19 protein-coding genes and 1 riboswitch are annotated in these 20,536 nt (G+C 40.3%); of the genes, 12 read left to right on the top strand and 7 right to left on the bottom strand.

Annotation, left to right across the window (positions count from 1 at the left end):
- The first annotated feature begins 104 nt into the window (after positions 1–104).
- Together BABA_RS19990 and BABA_RS19985 are read left to right on the top strand one after the other, a co-directional pair.
- Positions 105–584 (top strand): hypothetical protein, encoded by a 480-nt coding sequence (locus tag BABA_RS19990; protein ID WP_007087057.1) that lies wholly within the window; start codon positions 105–107, stop codon positions 582–584.
- A gap of 77 nt (positions 585–661) precedes the next feature.
- A complete protein-coding gene (locus BABA_RS19985; RefSeq protein ID WP_007087056.1) occupies positions 662–865 on the top strand; it encodes a hypothetical protein in 204 nt (67 codons plus the stop codon).
- A gap of 29 nt (positions 866–894) precedes the next feature.
- Here BABA_RS19985 and BABA_RS19980 read toward each other — a convergent pair whose 3' ends face one another.
- The gene (locus BABA_RS19980; protein ID WP_007087055.1) at positions 895–2,199 is read right to left on the bottom strand and encodes a nucleobase:cation symporter-2 family protein; all 1,305 of its coding nucleotides are present in this window, start codon (positions 2,197–2,199) and stop codon (positions 895–897) included.
- Positions 2,199–2,792 carry a xanthine phosphoribosyltransferase gene (locus BABA_RS19975; protein WP_007087054.1) on the bottom strand — a complete coding sequence of 198 codons (594 nt, stop codon included), beginning with the start codon at positions 2,790–2,792 and terminating at the stop codon, positions 2,199–2,201. The genes BABA_RS19980 and BABA_RS19975 overlap by 1 nt, the downstream gene beginning before the upstream one ends.
- Before the next feature lie 132 nt (positions 2,793–2,924).
- Positions 2,925–3,026: riboswitch (purine riboswitch) on the bottom strand.
- A gap of 240 nt (positions 3,027–3,266) precedes the next feature.
- Here BABA_RS19975 and BABA_RS19970 point away from each other — a divergent pair.
- On the top strand, positions 3,267–4,922 hold the full coding sequence (locus tag BABA_RS19970) for a class I adenylate-forming enzyme family protein (protein WP_040347030.1): 1,656 nt from the start codon (positions 3,267–3,269) through the stop codon (positions 4,920–4,922).
- 9 nt (positions 4,923–4,931) lie between these two features.
- Entirely contained in the window at positions 4,932–6,479 is a 1,548-nt protein-coding gene (locus tag BABA_RS19965) for an acyl-CoA carboxylase subunit beta (protein WP_007087052.1), read from the top strand.
- 76 nt (positions 6,480–6,555) lie between these two features.
- Here the strand turns inward: BABA_RS19965 and BABA_RS27740 are convergent, their stop codons facing one another.
- Entirely contained in the window at positions 6,556–6,714 is a 159-nt protein-coding gene (locus BABA_RS27740) for a hypothetical protein (RefSeq protein WP_007087051.1), read from the bottom strand.
- A gap of 177 nt (positions 6,715–6,891) precedes the next feature.
- Here BABA_RS27740 and BABA_RS19960 point away from each other — a divergent pair, with 177 nt between their 5' ends.
- From BABA_RS19960 to BABA_RS19950, 3 genes are all read left to right on the top strand, one after another.
- Positions 6,892–8,421 (top strand): MDR family MFS transporter, encoded by a 1,530-nt coding sequence (locus BABA_RS19960; protein WP_007087050.1) that lies wholly within the window; start codon positions 6,892–6,894, stop codon positions 8,419–8,421.
- A gap of 324 nt (positions 8,422–8,745) precedes the next feature.
- Positions 8,746–9,936: a glycine C-acetyltransferase gene (locus BABA_RS19955; RefSeq protein ID WP_007087049.1), complete on the top strand. Its 1,191-nt coding sequence runs from the start codon at positions 8,746–8,748 to the stop codon at positions 9,934–9,936.
- Between the two features lie 89 nt (positions 9,937–10,025).
- Positions 10,026–10,970 carry an L-threonine 3-dehydrogenase gene (locus tag BABA_RS19950; RefSeq protein ID WP_007087048.1) on the top strand — a complete coding sequence of 315 codons (945 nt, stop codon included), beginning with the start codon at positions 10,026–10,028 and terminating at the stop codon, positions 10,968–10,970.
- Between the two features lie 72 nt (positions 10,971–11,042).
- On the opposite strand, the gene selD is transcribed toward BABA_RS19950, so the two are convergent.
- Positions 11,043–12,098, bottom strand: coding sequence for a selenide, water dikinase SelD (gene selD, locus BABA_RS19945; protein ID WP_420806015.1), 1,056 nt, complete (start codon positions 12,096–12,098; stop codon positions 11,043–11,045).
- Between the two features lie 172 nt (positions 12,099–12,270).
- Between selD and BABA_RS28425 the strand changes: the two genes are divergently transcribed.
- The gene (locus BABA_RS28425; RefSeq protein ID WP_338040028.1) at positions 12,271–12,477 is read left to right on the top strand and encodes an Rdx family protein; all 207 of its coding nucleotides are present in this window, start codon (positions 12,271–12,273) and stop codon (positions 12,475–12,477) included.
- A 94-nt stretch (positions 12,478–12,571) separates the two neighbouring features.
- Here BABA_RS28425 and BABA_RS19940 read toward each other — a convergent pair whose 3' ends face one another.
- Entirely contained in the window at positions 12,572–12,970 is a 399-nt protein-coding gene (locus BABA_RS19940) for an Hsp20/alpha crystallin family protein (RefSeq protein WP_007087046.1), read from the bottom strand.
- A 103-nt stretch (positions 12,971–13,073) separates the two neighbouring features.
- Between BABA_RS19940 and selA the strand changes: the two genes are divergently transcribed.
- Positions 13,074–14,489, top strand: coding sequence for an L-seryl-tRNA(Sec) selenium transferase (gene selA, locus BABA_RS19935; RefSeq protein ID WP_040347027.1), 1,416 nt, complete (start codon positions 13,074–13,076; stop codon positions 14,487–14,489).
- A gap of 44 nt (positions 14,490–14,533) precedes the next feature.
- Here the strand turns inward: selA and BABA_RS19930 are convergent, their stop codons facing one another.
- Entirely contained in the window at positions 14,534–14,671 is a 138-nt protein-coding gene (locus BABA_RS19930) for a small acid-soluble spore protein P (protein ID WP_007087044.1), read from the bottom strand.
- A 113-nt stretch (positions 14,672–14,784) separates the two neighbouring features.
- Here BABA_RS19930 and BABA_RS19925 point away from each other — a divergent pair, with 113 nt between their 5' ends.
- Entirely contained in the window at positions 14,785–15,054 is a 270-nt protein-coding gene (locus tag BABA_RS19925; protein ID WP_007087043.1) for a hypothetical protein, read from the top strand.
- A gap of 171 nt (positions 15,055–15,225) precedes the next feature.
- Here BABA_RS19925 and sspO read toward each other — a convergent pair whose 3' ends face one another.
- Positions 15,226–15,378 (bottom strand): small acid-soluble spore protein O, encoded by a 153-nt coding sequence (sspO, locus tag BABA_RS19920; RefSeq protein WP_007087042.1) that lies wholly within the window; start codon positions 15,376–15,378, stop codon positions 15,226–15,228.
- Positions 15,379–15,709: 331 nt separating this feature from the next.
- Here sspO and acnA point away from each other — a divergent pair, with 331 nt between their 5' ends.
- Complete coding sequence (gene acnA, locus BABA_RS19915) at positions 15,710–18,415, top strand: aconitate hydratase AcnA (protein ID WP_007087041.1); 2,706 nt, start codon at positions 15,710–15,712, stop codon at positions 18,413–18,415.
- 314 nt (positions 18,416–18,729) lie between these two features.
- On the top strand, positions 18,730–20,433 hold the full coding sequence (abc-f, locus tag BABA_RS19910; protein ID WP_007087040.1) for a ribosomal protection-like ABC-F family protein: 1,704 nt from the start codon (positions 18,730–18,732) through the stop codon (positions 20,431–20,433).
- Positions 20,434–20,536: the final 103 nt, after the last annotated feature.

Raw genomic sequence — 20,536 nt, 5'->3', positions numbered from 1 at the left:
GATTTTTGACAAGATTTTTTTTGTAAATTAATTGGAAATTTCAGTGCCATTTTGTATAACATGTCTATTCATTTGGGTATTGTAATGAAAAAAGGAAATAACTTATGATCGGACTAATCCTTGCTATTCTCATCTTTAATACCATTGCCTTTATGAAAAATAAACGACTTTCGGGCAATCAAATTGTACATATTTGGACATTTACGACTGCTTTTCAGATTATCTTCGATGTGTTTATTGAGTTCAAATACCACGGATATTGGTATTTTGATAAAGAAATTGATTGGGTAGGTCTTTTACCGCACTTATTTCTAGTACCAGCGGCTAATATCATCTTTTTAAAATGGTTTCCTTTTAAAACAAACTTGGTAAAACAAATTTTGTATCTCGTTGTTTTCGTCATCATTATTTTACTTTACGAATTGGTCACCTTATTACCGGAACCTTGGGGATACTTTCATTATGGCTGGTGGAGAATTTGGCACGCCGTCATCATTAATCCAATCTTATTGTTGATCTTATTAGGTTATTATAAGTGGATTTGTAAGCTAGAGGAGAAGGTCGCTTGTAAAAAGCATGATTAAAGCATATTTTTCATAGTAGTTTAGACAAGCTTATATGCATGTACATATAATATAAGAAAAATGGAAGGGGTGGAGGGATGGCAATCAATCGAGATGGTGTCAGGATTGGATCGGTTTCCGGTGGTATTGTCAACTTTGGGGGAGCCGACATTATTGCTCCGATATCAATTACGAAAACGGTTATCCGTGGAGGGGAGGGAAATCAAGGGGCAGTTACTAAGACAATTACTTCGAATCAACCAGAGGAATCTAGTTTGATTGACTTAATCAGCCGGAGCTAATAATTAGACCGGCTGACTTTTGGTAACGATTACGATGCCTTTAAGGTTTGCGCCGCTTGACTTTTCTTAATCGGCTTTGCGACATTGAAGACAATGTTTAGAAAAATTGCTGTAAAACTTCCGGCTACAATCCCGCTATTTGTTAGAATTTTGATGCTTTCAGGCAACTGTGCAAATAGATTTGGCACCGTTGTGACACCTAAACCGACGCCAACAGAACAAGCGATAATCAAGAGATTTTCTTGCGATGAAAAATCAACCTTGCTGAGCATTTTTATTCCAGAAGCGATCACCATCCCAAACATGGCCACCATCGCACCGCCAAGAACGGAGGTAGGGATCACGGTTGTTAAAGCAGCAATTTTGGGAACAAAGCCAAGAAGGATCAAGATACCTGCCGCTGTATAAATGACCTTTTTATCTTTCACACCAGAAAACTGGACAAGTCCGACATTTTGTGAGTAGGTGGTATATGGGAATGAATTAAATACGGCTCCAATGACACTAGCAAGACCTTCGGAACGGTAGCCTTTTACCAAATCTTTTTCCGTAAGCTTTCTACCAGTAATATCACTTAAAGCAAAATAAACACCTGTTGATTCTACGAGACTCACAATCGCTACAAGGGTCATGGTAATGATTGGTGCCAGCTCAAATGATGGAGTGGCAAAATGGAAAGGGGTTACCATATGGAACCAGGAAGCCTCACCGACTGAAGAAAAGTTAACTTTTCCCATAAAGAAAGCTACACCTGTTCCAGCCATCAATCCTAATAGGATGGATATCGCGCGAATAAAGCCTTTAAAAAATCGGTAAAGGATAATAATGAAAAGCAACGTACCAAACGCAAGCGCAATATTGGAGATGGATCCGAAGTCAGGACTGCCTTGACCGCCAGCAACGTTATTCATAGCGACAGGAATCAGTGTAGTTCCAATGATGGTTACAACAGAGCCGGTAACAACGGGCGGAAAGAAGCGGATCAGCTTTCCAAAGAAGGTTGCAATTAGCATAACAATTATTCCAGATACCAGTATCGATCCGTAGATAGCGAAAAGACCATACTGTCCGCCAATCGCAATAATTGGTCCTACAGCGGTAAACGTACATCCCAGCACGATCGGCAGTCCAATACCGAAATAACGATTTTGCCATACTTGAAGTAAGGTCGCGATTCCACTTGTCAGAATATCAAGTGAGACTAAATAGGCTAATTGTTTACTAGAAAGACCAAGTGCTCCGCCGATGATGAGAGGGACGATGACGGCCCCTGCATACATCGCTAATACATGCTGAATCCCTAAAGAGGCGGTTTTAAAAGGATGCTGTTTCATTAGACTAATTCCTCCACTTTTTCATTGATAAAGGTGACTTCCCCATTTTTTAGAGATGCAATTCTTGCTATGGATTCAACCCTATGCCCTTGTTTTGTTACTATTTGAGCCCCTTGTTGGAAGGACTTTTCAATCACAATGCCAATCCCGCTAACCTCGGCACCGCTTTGTTGAACGATTTCCACTAAGCCAAGGGCGGCTTGTCCATTTGCAAGAAAGTCATCAATAATGAGAACCCGATCCTCTTTATTTACATATTTTTTTGAAATTGAGATTTCGTTTGTTTCATTTTTAGTAAAGGAATGAACACTTGCTGTCAGTAAATCTCCATTGAGTGTTAAGGATTTTCTTTTTCTAGCAAATACAACTGGTACCTTTAAAATTAATCCAGTCATGACAGCAGGGGCAATCCCTGAAGATTCAATCGTCACGATTTTCGTAATGCCTTCATTTGCGAATCGTGCCGCAAACTCTTTTCCAATTTCGAGCATTAAATTGGGATCAATTTGGTGATTTAAAAATGAATCAACCTTTAAAACGTGTTCTGAGAGGACTTTTCCGTCCTTTTTTATTCTTTCTTCTAAAAAGTTCAACATGTGCAGGTTCCCCCTAATGAAAATTAAAAAGCCCAAGGATCATCGCTCACTTCAATAATCGAGTGAGGCAATGACCCTTGGGCTATGCGTCCAAAAGGGAACAGAAAAAGCGCACGATTAACCTGTGCATTTTTCTCATTACCCACTCATAGTCAGATTATTTACGGTAATCCGGTAGAAACTTGCAGGCCATATCCCTGCTATTATATGAGCGAAGCCTTATAAATTTATGTACACATTATAACACGGTGAAAGTGTAATTCAACCCTAAATTTCAAAATATGCGAACAATCATTGGGTTAATAGGGGGATTGTTCGCCTTTTAAGAGCACTTTCATTAAATAGTTCCTATCTTAAAACAAGGATTGAATACATATTCATTTTCCGTTACTATTAAAGCAGGGTTCCCCTTTTTTGAAAATTCAAAACTATATTACAATTTCCACTATTACTTTATTCGGAGGAATGAAAATGGTAGAAAAAACTCGACCTTATTGGCCGGCTCAGCTGCCAGCCGAACTAGCTTATTTGCAGGGCGAAAAGCCGCTTTTTGCCTACCTTGAACAACATGGGAAAACAAAACCATCTGCTACTGCCTATATTTTTTACGGTGCTGAAATTACATGGGGGGCACTCCTCAACTATGTAAACCGTTTTTCCAATTATTTAGCAGGAAAGGGAGTAAAGAAGGGCAGCTGTGTAGCCCTATATTTACAAAACTGCCCTCAGTATATTATCGCTCACTTTGCGATTCAGAAGCTGGGCGGGATCGTGGTTCCATTAAACCCGATGTTTAAAGAAAATGAGTTAGCCTACTATTTAGAAGAAGCACCTATTGAAGGAATCATTGCTGGTTCCGAAGGATATCCACAGGTAAAAAAGGCAATTGAGAAAACCCGCACTTTAGCGTTTAATGTAACAACCAACTTCGAAGATTTTCTCCCCCAAAAAAGTGAATGGAAGTTTCCTGAGGAACTTATTTTACCAAAACAAACGTTTACTGACACCGATGATTTCTACGAGATACTCCAAACCGAATTACCTTACGAAAAAAATGAAGATGTGAATATATGGAACGATGTTGGATTGATGGTTTTTACATCAGGAACTACTGGTCGTCCGAAAGGGGCGCTGCTGACTTACGGCAATGCCCTATTTAAAACAGCTGCGACAGTTCAGGCAAACGGAATGAGTGACCAAGAAATCCTTATGGCCAGTGCTCCTTTATGTCATATAGCTGGAATGGTCATGGGCTTAAACACGCCTGTCTATACGGGCAGACCCTGTGTGCTGTTCACCCGCTTTGATCCACTTGGTACTGTTGAAGCAATTGAGAAGTACGCAGTTAGTTTTTGGTACAGCATTGCCCCAATGAATTGGGCGATTTTACAACTGCCAGGGATTTCGGAGAGAAATTTATCCAGCCTGAAAACTAATTTGGCTACAAGCTTTGGTGTTCAGATAACAAAAGAACTGGCAGAAAACTGGCGGGCCGTTACGAAAGGGTGCGCCCTTTATGAAGCTTCATACGGGTTAAGTGAAACCCACACCTGTGATACCTTTATGCCCAAGGACAAAATTAAATTTGGCTCCTGCGGTATCCCCATTTTTGAAACTACTATCCGGATCATTGATCATGAAACAGGAAAGGAGCAGCCGGCCGGGAAACAAGGTGAAATTGTTGTTAAAAGCCCTGGCGTTTTTAAAGGCTATCTAAACCGACCGGATGCCACCGCTGCGACCTTAAAGGATGGCTGGGTTCACACCGGCGATATCGGGTACCTTGACGAGGATGGTTATTTATTTTTCCTTGGCCGGGTTAAAGAAATGATTAAAAGCTCCGGTTATAGTATTTTTCCTGAAGATGTTGAGGCGCTTTTAAATCTTCACCCGGCGATTCGGCAATCTGCAGTGATTGGCGTTCCAGACCCGGTCAAAGGGGAAGTGGTGAAAGCATTTGTCGTCTTGCATGAATTGCAAAAGGACACTTTAACAGCCGCAGATTTAATCCAATGGGCGAAAGAAACGATGGCGGCTTATAAATATCCGAGATATATTGAAATCATTTATCAGCTTCCAGCCACCCCATCTGGAAAAGTACTGCGTAAACTATTAAAAGAAGAATAGGAGAGAGAGATGGAATCGTTACAAAATCTAACAAATGAGTTGCGGGCAAAGAAAGAGGTTGCCCTTTTGGGTGGCGGCTCTGAAAAAATAAACGCTCAGCATAAGCGAGGGCTGTTAACGGCAAGGGAACGAATTGAAAAATTAGCCGACAGCGGCACCTTTATGGAGCTTGGGATGCTAAATACGTCAGATGTCAGCGGGGCAGAGGGAAAGAGCTATGGTGATGGTCTCCTAGCCGGTATTGGGAAAGTAAATGGCCGCTCCGCTGTTATTCAAGCAGGGGACAAAACTGTTTTTGCCGGGACTGAAGGAAATGTCCATATCCGAAAATCAAAAAGTATTCACGAGTTTGCTGTAAAAAACGGCCTGCCCATCTTCTCCCTCCATGAAGGCGGCGGCTTACGGATGCCTGATGGAATGGGATCTGACGGGATCAGCGATAAATTGTTCCCACGTGAAATGCTCACGCTACACCGGCAAGTTCCGACGATGACAGCGATTCTTGGGGATAGTTTTGGCGGACCCACTTGGACGGCAGTTTCCTCTGATTTTGTCACACAGCTGCAGGGAACCTGTATGGCTATCGCCGGCCCGAGAATGCTTGAACTGGCAAATGGACAAAAATTATCACCTGAAGAATTGGGTGGAGTAGATATCCACAATAAATTCACGGGGCAAATTGATGATGATGGTGGTTCAGAAGAGGAATGCATCGAACAATTGAAGACATTTTTTACCTATATGCCGCAACACGCCGGGGAACGACCAAATTTTAGAAAAACAAACGACGATCCCTATCGGTTAGTGGATGAGGTATTAACAATTTTGCCGCAGCAGAAAAATCGTGTCTATGATATGAAAAGAATCATTGAATCACTGGTGGATGATGGTGTATTTTTCGAGTTTCAGCGGAAATTCGCCAAAGGAATTATTACTACCTTTGCTCGTTTAAATGGGCATGTAGTAGGTATTGTTGCTAATCAGCCAAACCAATTCGCAGGAGCACCGGGATCTCAGGAATGTCAAAAGGCAACTGAATTTATTTGCCTGTGCGATTCCTATCATATCCCGCTGATTTTTCTTCACGATACTCCGGGATTTCGGATCAGCAGTGAAGCCGAGCGGGCAAAAATGCCAACGAAAATCATGGTGTGGAATCAGGCATTAGCCCTAGCAACGGTACCAAAAATTTCAGTCGTTATTCGAAAAAGCATCGGTGCCGCCTATGGGAATATGTGCGGACCCGGAATGGGAGGCGATTTGGTAGTAGCCTGGCCGACGGCAGAGATTAATTTTACGGGTCCTGAGGTTGGTATTAATGTTGTGTTTGGACGTGAACTTGCACGGGCTGAAAATCCTAGTGAGGAAAGAAAGAAACTTCTAGAGTTATGGTCATTTGATAGTTCACCCTACAAAGCGGCTGCAAAGCATCTAATCGATGATGTCATTCAGCCAAATGAAACACGGAAATTCCTCTGTCAATCATTGGAATTTCTACTCACCTCAAAACGAGAAAAAAGCGAGCGACTTTTAGCAGCATGGCCAACGGGAATATGAAGGTTTTAAAGAAACCATTCTTAATAATTAGCAGACCAAATCGCAAAGTGATTTGGTCTGTTTTTTTCCTATATTTTTAATCTCTTATTGCGCCTGCCTCTCGGGAAGTCATTGAACCTTGTCCTTCGCTTACATCTTTTTGAATTTCTTGTTTTACTTTTTGAGGATTAGTTCCGGCAAATTCTGGATTCATAATAGAACCCAAATTCTCTTTAGCTTGTTGATTCTGTTGCATACAAGTCCCCCTCAATTTAATGTTTAACACTTTTATTATTTACAAAAAAACACAAAGTATATCCGGAGGACCTAATTGGAAAGTTTTTGTTGCGCAATATGGACTGTTGATGCTATTATATAACTCTCTTGTAATGATGGTATAAAAATATGAACTAATGGTTCAAGGGGGTTAATAATGGGAACAACTAATGTAAATGATCAACGTCCACCATATGGGATTCTTGCCATTCTTATGATTGGTGCATTTATTGCTATGTTAAACGAAACACTTTTAAATGTTGCACTTCCATCGATTATGAAAGACCTAAATGTCGAAGCATCGACCGTACAATGGCTTTCAACAGGGTATATGCTAGTGAATGGGGTTATGATACCGGCAACTGCCTTTCTGATTCAAAAATATTCCGTAAGAGGTTTGTTCTTAACCGCGATTGGCTTATTTACGGTTGGTACTTTTCTTGCAGGATTCTCTACCGCTTTTCCTGTGTTGTTAGTTGCACGACTAATCCAAGCTTCTGGATCGGCAATCATGATGCCACTGCTAATGAACGTGATGTTAACTAGCTTTCCACCTGAAAAAAGAGGCGGGGCAATGGGGCTTTTCGGGCTCATTTTCATTTTTGCGCCAGCGGTTGGCCCAACATTATCCGGTTGGATGATTGAACATTATGACTGGAGAATGTTATTTCATTTTGTCTCACCGATAGCAGTTGTTGTTCTTTTAATTGGGGTATTTTTGCTTAAGGATAAAAAAGCTAAAGTGGATATCCGTCTTGATTTACTATCGCTTGTGTTATCAAGCGTTGGCTTTGGTGGATTGTTGTACGGATTTAGTTCAGCCGGAAATAAGGGCTGGGATAGCCCACAGGTTTATGGAACTATTTTCATTGGTGCCATTGCATTGATCTTGTTTATTTTCCGTCAATTTAAACTGGAAAAACCAATGCTTGAATTTAGAATCTATAAATACCCAATGTTTGCTCTATCATCAGCCATTTCTGTGGTAATCTCGATGGCGATGTTTTCAGCGATGTTGCTTTTACCCATTTATGTCCAAACGATTCGCGGGATTTCGCCGATGAAATCGGGCTTGATGATGCTCCCGGGTGCAATTTTGATGGGAATCATGTCTCCAATCACCGGTAAATTATTTGATAAATTTGGCGGTCGTATTTTAGCTGTGATTGGCTTAACCATAACAGTACTAACCAGTTATTTTTTCAGTAAATTAACGCTTGATACATCTTATACACATCTTATCCTTTTATATTCAGCAAGGATGTTTGGGATGTCAATGGTAATGATGCCAGTAATGACAAATGGCTTAAACCAATTGCCAGCACGTTTCTATCCACACGGTACCGCGATGAACAGTACATTGCAACAGGTTTCGGGCGCAATAGGTTCCGCGCTCCTTGTCACCATCATGACTAACCGTACGAAAACCCATGCAGCCGATTTAATGACATCTGCCATGAAACACTTAACAGAGAAACCAACTCCATCTGTTTTAGCTGAAATGAAACAACAGGTGTCCATGAAAGCGATGTTGGAAGGAATCAACGATTCATTTATCGTTTCAGTTGGAATTGCCTGTATTGCTCTTGTTCTTGCCTTCTTCATTAAACGGGCAAAACAAGCTGAAGATCCAACCGAAGTGAAACCAATCGTTGAAAAAAAAGCAAAAAAATTGCTAGAAACCTAAACGTTAAATGGATTTGAATATAACAAAAACGCTTGGACATGAAGTGACCAAGCGTTTTTGTGTTACATGTGATTAGTTCTTGTTTATAACCAAAAAGGTCAGGCATGAAAAAGTTTAACCGTCACATTAGAAAAATAATGAAATAACCTAAATTTAACCTGGGCACACTAATAAAGATAAAAAATTTGTCCTCCAGTAGTGAACAAATACAAAAAAATATGATAAAGTATATAATGTAAATCCGTACATACCACAGTTTAATAAACAACACAATGTCCTCTGGAGATGGACAAATGTGTTTTAATAACGAAGGGGGAATGAAATGTGTCCAGTCACACGTTAGAACAATTTTTAAATGAAAATCTTGAAGATTTAAAAGGCAAAGGATTATACAATGTCATTGATCCGCTTGAAAGCCCAAATGGACCCGTCATTACAATTAACGGCAAAGAACTAATTAATCTATCTTCCAATAACTATTTAGGATTGGCAACAGATGAACGGTTAAAAAAAGCAGCTGCTGGTGCGATTGAAAAATATGGCGTTGGGGCTGGTGCGGTGCGTACCATCAACGGGACGTTAAAGCTTCACGTTGAATTAGAGGAAAAATTAGCTGAATTCAAACACACAGAATCAGCAATCGCTTACCAATCTGGTTTTAATTGTAATATGGCGGCAATTTCCGCTGTCATGGACAAAAATGATGCGATTTTATCTGATGAATTGAACCATGCCTCTATCATTGATGGCTGCCGCCTTTCCAAAGCTAAAATTATTCGTGTCAATCACTCTGATATGGAAGACTTACGTGCAAAAGCAAAAGAGGCAAAGGAGTGTGGCCTTTATAATAAAATCATGGTTATTACCGACGGTGTATTTTCGATGGATGGAGATATTGCGTTATTACCTGAAATCGTCAAAATCGCCGAAGAATTTGACCTTATCACTTATGTTGACGATGCACATGGTTCAGGTGTCCTTGGTGATGGTGCCGGTACAGTCAAGCATTTCGGGCTATCTGATAAAATTGATTTCCAAATCGGCACGCTATCAAAAGCAATCGGTGTCGTTGGCGGCTATGTGGCCGGTAAGAAAAATTTAATTGATTGGCTAAAGGTTCGCAGCCGTCCATTCCTTTTCTCGACTTCATTAACTCCTGCAGATGTGGCAGCTAGTAAGAAGTCCATTGAAATTTTAATGGAGAGTACCGAATTGAACAAAAAGTTATGGGAAAATGGCAACTACTTGAAAAAGGGCTTAAAAGAATTGGGCTTTAACATTGGAAACAGTGAAACTCCGATTACCCCATGCATTATCGGTGATGAATCCCTAACACAGCAATTTAGTAAACGTCTAAATGAGGAAGGTGTTTACGCGAAGGCAATTGTGTTCCCAACTGTTCCAAAAGGGACCGGTCGTGTCCGTAATATGCCAACTGCTGCTCATACGAAGGAAATGCTTGATCAAGCCATTGCAATATATGAAAAAGTCGGGAAAGAAATGGGCGTTATTTAATATAGTTTATGGCACTATAGACAAGTGGGTAACGTACCTTTAAGTAGACAGATTTAGACAGCATAAGTGAAGAGGACGGAGAAACAACGATGAAGCGTATTTTAATCACAGGTGCATTAGGACAAATTGGGTCAGAACTAACGTTAAAGCTTCGTGAAATATATGGTGCGGATAATGTTATTGCGACAGATATTAAAAAGAATGACAGCGAGGCTGCCCAAAGTGGCCCTTTTGAAACGGTAGATGTTACCGATTTGAACAAAATGGTTGAAACTGCCAAAAAGTATAATGTTGATACGGTGATGCATTTAGCAGCACTCTTATCGGCAACAGCAGAAGCAAAGCCTGTTTTTGCTTGGAATTTAAACATGGGCGGGCTGATGAATGGCCTTGAAACAGCACGAGAACTAAATGCCCAATTTTTCACTCCGAGCTCTATTGGTGCCTTTGGACCAACTACGCCAAAGGATCATACACCACAGGATACCATTATGCGTCCAACTACCATGTACGGAGTAAACAAGGTTGCTGGAGAGTTGCTTGCTGATTATTACCACCATAAATTTGGAGTCGACACTCGCGGTTTACGTTTCCCCGGTTTAATTTCCTATGTGGCACTACCAGGCGGCGGGACAACAGATTATGCTGTGGAAATCTATTATGAAGCAGTTAAAAAAGGGAAATTTACTTCCTACATCGATAAGGGCACATACATGGATATGATGTATATGCCGGATGCCTTACATGCCATTATCGATTTAATGGAAGCAGATGCTTCGAAATTGATCCATCGCAATTCCTTTAATGTGACAGCGATGAGTTTTGCGCCGGAAGAAATTGCTGCAAGTATCGCCAAGTATATCCCAGGATTTGAAATGTCTTATGATGTGGATCCTGCTCGGCAAAGTATTGCCGATAGCTGGCCAAATTCGATTGATTGCAGTGTCGCCAAAGCTGAGTGGGGCTTTAAAACTGAGTATGATTTAGACAGAATGACGAAGGAAATGATTGAAAAATTACGTCAAAAATTATAATTTGAGATCCTGGACCATATTGGTTCAGGATTTTTCTATAAAAAAACAGCAAAGCCCAAAAAGGCCTCGCTGTCATCGTTTTGCATAAATAAGTTTCTCTTTTTTCTCCGTAACCCGCCCAATAATGGACGCCCAAGCTAACCCAGCAGATTTAAGTTTTTCAACATATTCCGCTGCATCCTCTTCACGAATTGAAACAAGAAGACCACCAGAGGTAATTGCATCGCAGAGAACGAGCTGTTCTTCGGGAAGAATATCTTCATAAATGACGTCATCACTTAACCATTTATGATTGGACTTGGATCCTCCTGGAACGACACCATCTCGCGCTAATTCAAGTGCACCTTCAAGTACAGGGACTTGACTCAATGAAATCTCAAAGCTCACATCACTGCCCCGCGCCATTTCGCTGCCATGTCCAAGTAAGCCAAATCCAGTTACATCGGTAACGGAATGTGGTTGATAATTCATTAACGCCTCAGCAGCCGTTTTATTGAGCATCGCCATCGTTTCGGTTACGATTTGCTCCTGCTCACTGGTTACCACACTTCTTTTAATCCCAGTAGTCAGAATGCCGACACCAATTGGTTTTGTTAATACTAGGGCATCGCCAGGTTTTGCTCCGACATTTTTCCATACCTTATCAGGATGAACGATGCCTGTAACTGATAGGCCAAACTTAGGTTCCTGATCATCAATCGAATGACCACCGACGGTGATTGCACCAGCTTCTTTTACTTTATCAGCGGCACCGCGCAGGATATCGGAAAGCATTTCAGCACCAAGTTTTTTAATGGGATAGCCAACAATATTCAAAACTGTTTTCGGTTCACCACCCATTGCATAAACATCGCTTAATGCGTTCGCAGCCGTTATTTGCCCGAACATATAGGGATCATCAACAATTGGGGTAAAGTAGTCAACCGTCTGGATCAATGCAATGGAATCGGTTAATTGATAAACCCCAGCATCATCAGATGTATCAAGTCCCACTAATAGTTCGGGAACAGGTTCTTGTTTAGGTAATAGACGCAACACTTGCGCCAGGTCCTCAGGACCAATTTTGCAGCCTCAACCAGCCTTTGTAGATAATGAGGTTAGGCGAATTTTTTCTTGTTCACTCAACATGTCCACCTCCATTTTACTAGTATAACCCTTTCGCTTTCATTCCGCACTACTAGCGCAGAACATTTGCGGAACAAGAGGGAATAGGATAAACTATTTTTACAATCTTTGAGTTGGAACGTCGGTTTTGGAGGGTGAAATTTTGAAGAATTATCATATTGTTGTTGAATTTTGCATGCAATGAAACTATTCACCTAAAGCTGCGAGTTTCGCGGAAGAACTGTTTAACCATTTTTATCGAAACATTCAAAAGTTAGAACTTATTCCTAGTTCAGGCGGCGCATTCGAGGTCACGGTCAATGGGGAAAAGATCTATTCAAAGCTTGATACAGGTATTTTCCCGGATACAAAAGAAATGATTGAAATCATCGAGTCAAAATAGAAAAGACCCTCATACGTTTTATATGAGGGTCTTTTCTTGTCAGTAATAGTATTATGTTAACCGACGTAAAAAAATAAATCCCTTTTCCTTATATTTAGGGCAGGGTAATAAATCTGTTTTTTCCTGATCCTTTTTCTGTTTTTGAAATAAAGATTTCTAAAATTCCATTCGAAAAAGCAGCCGATACTTCTTGTGTTGTAACGAGAAAAGGGAATTCAATCGAGCGCATCTTTTTGTTCTGGTCAGCAGTTGGGGGGTATTGCAAGGCAGAAATGGTTAATTTTTTTTCTTCTATAAATACCTTTATTTCTGATGCTTCAAATTCGCTTAAAATAGCCTCAACAATCCATTGCTTTTCTGTCTCATAAAGATCGATTTGGAATTGAGTCTGATCAAAGTACGATGTAAGCGGATCTAGAAAAAAATTCTCAAGCCACTTTTCAACTAAATCAAAATTTAAGGTCTGATTTTGAGGCTGTTTCTTTTTCTTCATATCTAATCCCCCTTGCTCGTTTCATTTTATTCAGTGTAAGGTAAAACGTGAAATCCATGTGGTATAATAGGGCAAAAGAACGATGGATGAAGGAGTTTTTTTCGTGAAAGAATGGTTACGGTCAATCCCACCAGTACATGAACTACAAAATCATGATAAATTTTTAACACTTCTTAATGAGAGTCGGCTTGATTCTACTCAGCTTACTAAGCAATTAAAACATACACTTGAGCAAATTCGGGATTCTATCCTCCATGATGAATGGCAAGGAGCCATACCAGGAACAAACCAATTCATTGATGATTTGTATATCACCATGAATACAAATGTAAACAAACAATTTTCCTATACGCTCGAAAAAGTGATCAATGCTACTGGTACCATTTTACATACCAATCTTGGCAGGGCAAGATTAAGTGAGAACGCAATCAGTCATGTTGTGGAAACAGCACGAAATTATTCCAATCTAGAGTATAAACTGTTGGAAGGGGAACGCGGCTCACGCCATAGTCATGTGGAATCACTACTCAAAGAAATTACCGGTGCCGAAGCAGCAATGGTCGTCAATAATAATGCTTCTGCTGTTTATCTTGTTTTAAGGGCATTGGCAAAAAATAAAGAGGTGATTGTTTCAAGGGGACAGCTTGTCGAAATTGGCGGATCCTTCCGCATTTCTTCTATTATGGAGGAAAGTGGCGCCTCCCTAAAAGAAGTGGGAACAACCAATAAAACCCATCTTTACGATTACGAAAATGCTGTTACACCCGATACCGCTATTGTGATGAAGGTACATACGAGTAATTTTAAGGTAGTTGGGTTTACAGAATCGGTTGAATCGGAAGAGCTCATTGATTTTACAAAAAATTTGGTTGACGTCATTTTTTATGAGGATTTAGGCAGCGGTGCACTATATGATTTCAAAAAGCATGGAATTGGTGAAGAACCGGTTGTGAAAGAGGTCATTGAATTAGGAGCAGATGTAGTTACCTTTAGTGGAGATAAACTCCTTGGCGGTCCACAGGCAGGAATTATTGCTGGAAAAAAGAAAATTATAGACCGCTTAAAAAAACATCAGTTAGCAAGAGTGGTTCGCGTTGATAAAATGACATTAGCGGCACTCGAAGGAACATTAATTGACTATGCCCGCGGCGAAAGCACAATGCAAAATATACCGGTCATTCGTGATTTATTAGTTTCTATTAATGAAATAGACGAAAGGTCACATGTTTTTGTTACAAAATTGTTACAAAGATCTAACGCTTTTCAAGCAAAAATTTTTAGAGATGAAAGTCAAGTGGGCGGGGGAACGATGCCAGATGTCGTACTACCCACGATGGTCATAGCTTTAAAACACGAGTCACTTTCTGCGGAACAGATTGGTAGAAAGCTTCGTACAGAGTCGAAGCCGGCCATTATTGCCCGTATCCAAAAAGAAGAAGTGCTCTTTGACCTTAGAACCGTTACACCTGAAGAAGAGGAGTTCCTGCTTGAAACATTACTGAGTATAAGCGAAGTTTAATTCTATCAGCTCCAGCCAGGTTTATGGCTGGAGCTCTTTTTCAATCACATATCATGACTTGAGTTATGTTTTGCCCGGGTATGGTTGCGATTCTTTACCTTGTGAGAACCGCTCAATGGTTCTGGCTGCCCGGATTGCTTTGGTGCATTTTTACGCATATCTTTTCCATCGTTTTTGTTCATTTTTTATCCCTCCTCACCATTTAGGATGCAATCATTAAATCTTTTTATCCCGAATATTTTTCTCTATTCTGTGCAATTTAATGGGTAAATAAAATGAAGGAGTGAGATGAATCATGCAGAAATATCCTTACAACAAGGACAAACAACAGGCTTTTCAAGCAGCACAACAAGGATATGAGGAGGCCCAAGGGCTTTTTGAAACAATTGTCAGTGATAATGCCAGTTATGGTCATCAACTGAAGCATTTAAAGAATGAAGTCAATGAAGCGTACCAACAAATAGAAAGTGCACTAGAAGTTGCTTCAGAGCACCAAAGAGCCCAACTAGAACAATTCCAGCAAGATTTACAAAATATGGTTCACGAAGTAAATCAGACAGAATAAAAAACCAGATGAGTCCCCAGACCGAAGGGAAGGGGGCTCGCATGGTTTTTATTGTCCAGCTCCAGCGCCTAGCCCCTCGGGTCATAAGCCGCCCCGCTGTGGTGGCTGGGAAACGCCTCCTCGCGGTTCGTCTTATGCCTGTCGGGGCTGACCAAGGCGCTTCCGCATTTCTTATTGATTCTTTTTTCGCTTTTTATTGTTCATTCTCTCTTTAACTGTTTTTTCAGGTTCACTAGCAAATTCCTCATTGAAACCTGCCCCTTTTCCTTGACCGCTAGCGGCATTCATTCCCGGAATGACATGATTAGACTTTCGTTTTACCATTTCCTTCACCTCCTGTATATTGTTACTATTTCCTTTATGACTTGAAAAATGACAAGAAAAAAGTTTTTTGAGATAATAATAAAGAAAATAAGAATTCTCCCTAAATCCAAGATCACACTATTATTAATGCGATTTTCAAAATATTCCGAACAAATTACATAAAAAGCATAAGAAAAACTTATCAAACACAATAACTTTCTTGTTATTTACTTATGTAAAAGGTTGTATTAAGATTAGAATTGTGAGAAAAGTGAAGATGGATGGGAAAATTCAAACTTTTCAACTTTTCGTTAATTTTGTTCTATTATGACGAATGAGGGGGTTTTTACACATGGGTAAAAACGATGTATTTAACGCACGTGCTTCCTTTGAAGCCAACGGTAAACGCTACCACTATTACCGCTTAAATGCACTAGAAGAAGCAGGGATTGGCAAAGTATCTAAATTGCCATATTCCGTGAAAGTCTTACTTGAGTCTGTACTTCGCCAATATGATGGCCGTGTAATCACAAAAGAGCATGTTGAAAACTTAGCAAAATGGGGAACAGATGAGTTGAAAGAAGTGGATGTTCCATTCAAACCAGCTCGTGTTATCCTACAAGACTTTACAGGTGTTCCAGCGGTTGTTGACCTTGCTTCTTTAAGAAAAGCAATGGCAGACCTAGGCGGCGACCCAGACAAAATCAATCCAGAAAAAACGGTTGATTTAGTTATTGACCACTCCGTACAAGTGGATGCTTATGGGTCTGCGGATGCTTTAAGAATTAACATGGATTATGAATTCGAACGTAATGCTGAGCGTTACCAATTTTTAAGCTGGGCACAAAAATCATTCAACAACTATCGTGCTGTTCCACCAGCAACAGGGATTGTTCACCAAGTTAACCTTGAGTATTTAGCAGATGTTGTCCATGTTGCTGAATCAAACGGAGAACTAGAAGCATATCCAGATACATTAGTTGGTACAGATTCCCACACTACCATGATCAACGGTCTTGGTGTTCTTGGCTGGGGCGTAGGCGGTATTGAAGCAGAAGCAGGTATGCTTGGTCAGCCTTCTTATTTCCCAGTTCCAGAAGTAGTTGGGGTTAAATTAAATGGCGAGCTTCCAAACGGTGCTACAGCAACTGACCTAGCCCTTAAAGTCACACAAGTACTTCGTAAACACGGTGTGGTCGGTAAATTCGTTGAATACTTCGGTGCTGGTGTATCATCATTACCACTTGCAGACCGTGCTACGATCGCCAACATGGCTCCTGAATACGGTGCAACATGCGGATTCTTCCCTATTGATGATGAATCACTTGCATATATGCGCTTAACAGGCCGTGAAGAAGAACAAGTGAAGGTTGTTGAAGAATATTGCAAAGCAAACGGACTATTCTTCGATCCATCATTTGAACCAGTTTATACGGATGTAATCGAAATTGACCTTACTGAAATTGAAGCAAATCTTTCTGGCCCTAAGCGTCCACAAGATTTAATTCCACTTTCAAAAATGAAACAAGAATTCGTAAAAGCTGTTTCTGCACCACAAGGAAACCAAGGCTTCGGACTACAAACTGATGAGCTTGATAAATCAGCAACGGTTAAATTCAACAATGGTGACGAAACGGATATTAAAACAGGAGCAGTAGCGATTGCTTCCATCACTAGCTGTACAAACACTTCTAACCCATATGTTTTAGTGGGTGCGGGACTTGTTGCAAAGAAAGCTGTTGAATTAGGAATGGAAGTTCCTAAGTTTGTAAAAACTTCTTTGGCACCAGGATCTAAAGTTGTAACAGGATACCTTCGTGATTCCGGCTTACTTCCATACCTTGAGCAAATCGGTTTCAACCTAGTTGGGTACGGCTGTACAACATGTATCGGTAACTCTGGTCCATTAAAAGAAGAAATTGAAAAAACCATTGCGGAAAACGACCTATTAGTGACATCTGTCCTTTCAGGTAACCGTAACTTTGAAGGACGGATTCATCCGCTTGTAAAAGCAAACTACCTTGCTTCACCACCACTTGTTGTTGCTTACGCACTTGCTGGTACTGTGAACATCGATTTTGCTACAGAAGCAGTCGGGAAAGATAAAGACGGCAACGATGTCTTCTTCAAAGATATCTGGCCATCTACTGCAGAGGTAAATGATGTGGTTAAACGCACGGTGACACCTGAATTATTCCGTAGAGAATACGAGAACGTGTTCGGTGACAACGAGCGATGGAACCAAATTCAAACAAGCAATGAGCCATTATATACTTGGGATGAAGATTCAACTTACATTGCAAACCCGCCATTCTTTGAAGGGTTATCACCAGAACCAGGTACTGTTGAGCCACTAACAGGGCTTCGCGTGGTTGGTAAATTCGGTGACTCTGTAACAACTGACCATATTTCACCTGCAGGAGCTATTGGCAAAAATACTCCAGCCGGTAAATACTTGACTGAAAAAGGCGTACAGCCTCGCGACTTTAACTCTTACGGTTCACGCCGTGGTAACCATGAAGTCATGATGCGCGGAACATTCGCAAACATTCGTATCCGTAACCAAATCGCACCTGGTACAGAAGGCGGAGTAACAACTTACTGGCCAACTGGCGAAGTGACATCGATTTACGATGCTTGTATGAAGTACAAAGAAAATGGCACTGGCTTGATTGTTCTTGCTGGTAAAGATTACGGAATGGGTTCTTCACGTGACTGGGCTGCGAAAGGTACGAACCTTCTAGGCATCAAAACAGTTCTTGCTGAAAGCTTTGAACGTATTCACCGTTCAAACCTTGTGTTAATGGGTGTGCTTCCACTTCAATTTAAAGATGGCGAAAACGCAGAAACACTTGGTCTAACTGGTAAAGAAACGATTGACGTTCAAGTGGACGAAAACGTTAAACCACGTGATCTTCTAAAAGTAACTGCAACTGACGAAGCTGGTAACAAGAAAGAATTCGAAGTTCTTGTTCGCTTTGATTCTGAAGTTGAAATTGATTACTACCGTCACGGAGGAATCCTGCAAATGGTTCTACGTGAAAAATTACAAGCGTAATGAACAAAAAACACCATGCCGAGGTTGGCATGGTGTTTTTTCGATTGACAAGATCCATGATTCTTGAATAAAATAAAAGTATCAAACGAAAAGGAATGGTAAAGAGGCATGAAGTTATAATCTTATTTTTTCAGTTCATTATTCGAATAAACGAAAATGAAGAACTTGAAGAATAGGATTAGTATGTCCTTTTTATGTCCTTATCGTATCATTCCAACCCTTTTTAGGTTTATTTGCTGTCCTTATTTCAAGGCGGTGAACGATACCATATACGGCATAAACTTTCTTCAGGTTCACAAGAAGGAGGTTTTTTTATGTTTAAAAAACAAAATTCAGTTTTGATAAATGTAAAAGGGGTAGAAAAAAGCTTTCATTTACAAAAAGTATTAGACAATATTCAATTTGAGATTAAAAATGGTGAGAGGATAGGTCTCGTCGGACTAAATGGTACTGGTAAAACCACGCTAGCCAATCTCCTAATCGGCAAGCTTATACCGGACAAAGGTGTTATTGAGAAACCAAACGACTTAAAAATAGGATACCTTACACAATCGATTGACTATGAAGTGAATGATTTCCATGAATCTTTGGCAGGCGCTGTCGATAATGACCTTTTTCAGCATGCAAGCCAACTGGGTCTACGAAAGTTATATGATTGGAAAGATACTAGGCTATCACACTTAAGTGGCGGGGAAAAGCTAAAGCTAGCGCTATCAATGGTTTGGGCATCAAAGCCGGATGTATTAATCTTGGATGAACCAACCAATCATTTGGATTTTACCGGAATTGATTGGCTTATTGCCGAATTAACAAAGTTTCATGGCCCTGTTATGATCATCTCGCACGACCGCCATTTCTTAGATCAGACAGTCAATCGAATTTTCGAAATAGAAAATGGCAAGATACATTTATACAATGGGAATTACAGCGATTATCGAAAGGTAAAACAGCTGCAACTAGAAAATCAGCGGCACCAATACAATGTACAGCAGCGCCAAATAGAATTGGTTGAAGGTCAAATGGAACAGTTAAAAACATGGTCCGAAAAAGCTCATCGGAGTTCGACAAAACAAGAGGGCACTAAGGAATATCATCGGGTAAAGGCAAAAAAGCGAGACAATCAGGTAAAATCGAAAATGAAACGGCTGGAAAATGAGCTTGAAAAACAAAGGAAAGAGAAACCTCTTGATGAAGCAAAAATTCGATTTGAGTTTGATCATCACGGGAAGAGAGGTAAACGGATTATTGAAGCAAAAATGCTTACGAAAGTCTTTGATGACAGGATCCTTTTTCATGATTCCCATTTCTATATTAATCAAGGTGAATGTATTGGCCTGTTAGGGGAAAATGGTTGCGGGAAAACTACATTAATAAAAATGATTCTTGGTATGGAAGCATCATCTAAAGGTGAATTGTGGAAGAGTGAGTCCAGTAAAATTGCCTATCTAAGCCAGGATGTTGCTGATTTACCGGTAGATCAATCGACACTGGAGGCATTGGGGTATACCGATAGGGAGAACATTCTAAAGGCACGAACATTACTAGCCAATTTGGGTTTAAAGGAAGACCATATAATCAAGCCCATTGGAATGTTAAGCCTCGGACAAAGAACAAGAGTAAAGCTTGTCGACATCCTCATGAAGGAATATGACGTTCTCATTTTGGATGAGCCAACAAATCATCTGGATTTACCAAGCAGGGAACAGCTTGAGAAAACCTTAAGTGAGTTTACGGGCACTATTATCACCGTTTCCCATGATTTCTATTTTTTGAATAAACTTTGTGTTCAGCTACTGGTGTTTGACAATCAACAAATTAAGCGGGTTGAAATGAAACCGGAGGACTATTTTAATACAAAGAAAACCGATGACAAGTATGAAAAACTTTTAGTTATTGAAAATAAAATTGCGGCTATATTAGGTGAATTGTCGATTATTGATCAAAAAGACCCAAAATATCAACAATTAGACCAAGAATTTAATGAACTCCTTAAGCAAAAACGCTCGTTAATAGAATAAATAGGAAAAGGGCGGGATTTCCTGCTCTTTTTCCGTATAAAACCATCAAAATTAATTTTGTTTGCGAAACTATCTAGTTTATTTGCGAAACCATCTAAATTAT

Origin of the sequence: Neobacillus bataviensis LMG 21833 (assembly GCF_000307875.1) — a bacterium.
GTDB lineage: Bacteria > Bacillota > Bacilli > Bacillales > Cytobacillaceae > Neobacillus > Neobacillus bataviensis.
Note: the sequence above shows the minus strand (reverse complement) of the source record. Positions and strands in the feature narration are given on the sequence as shown.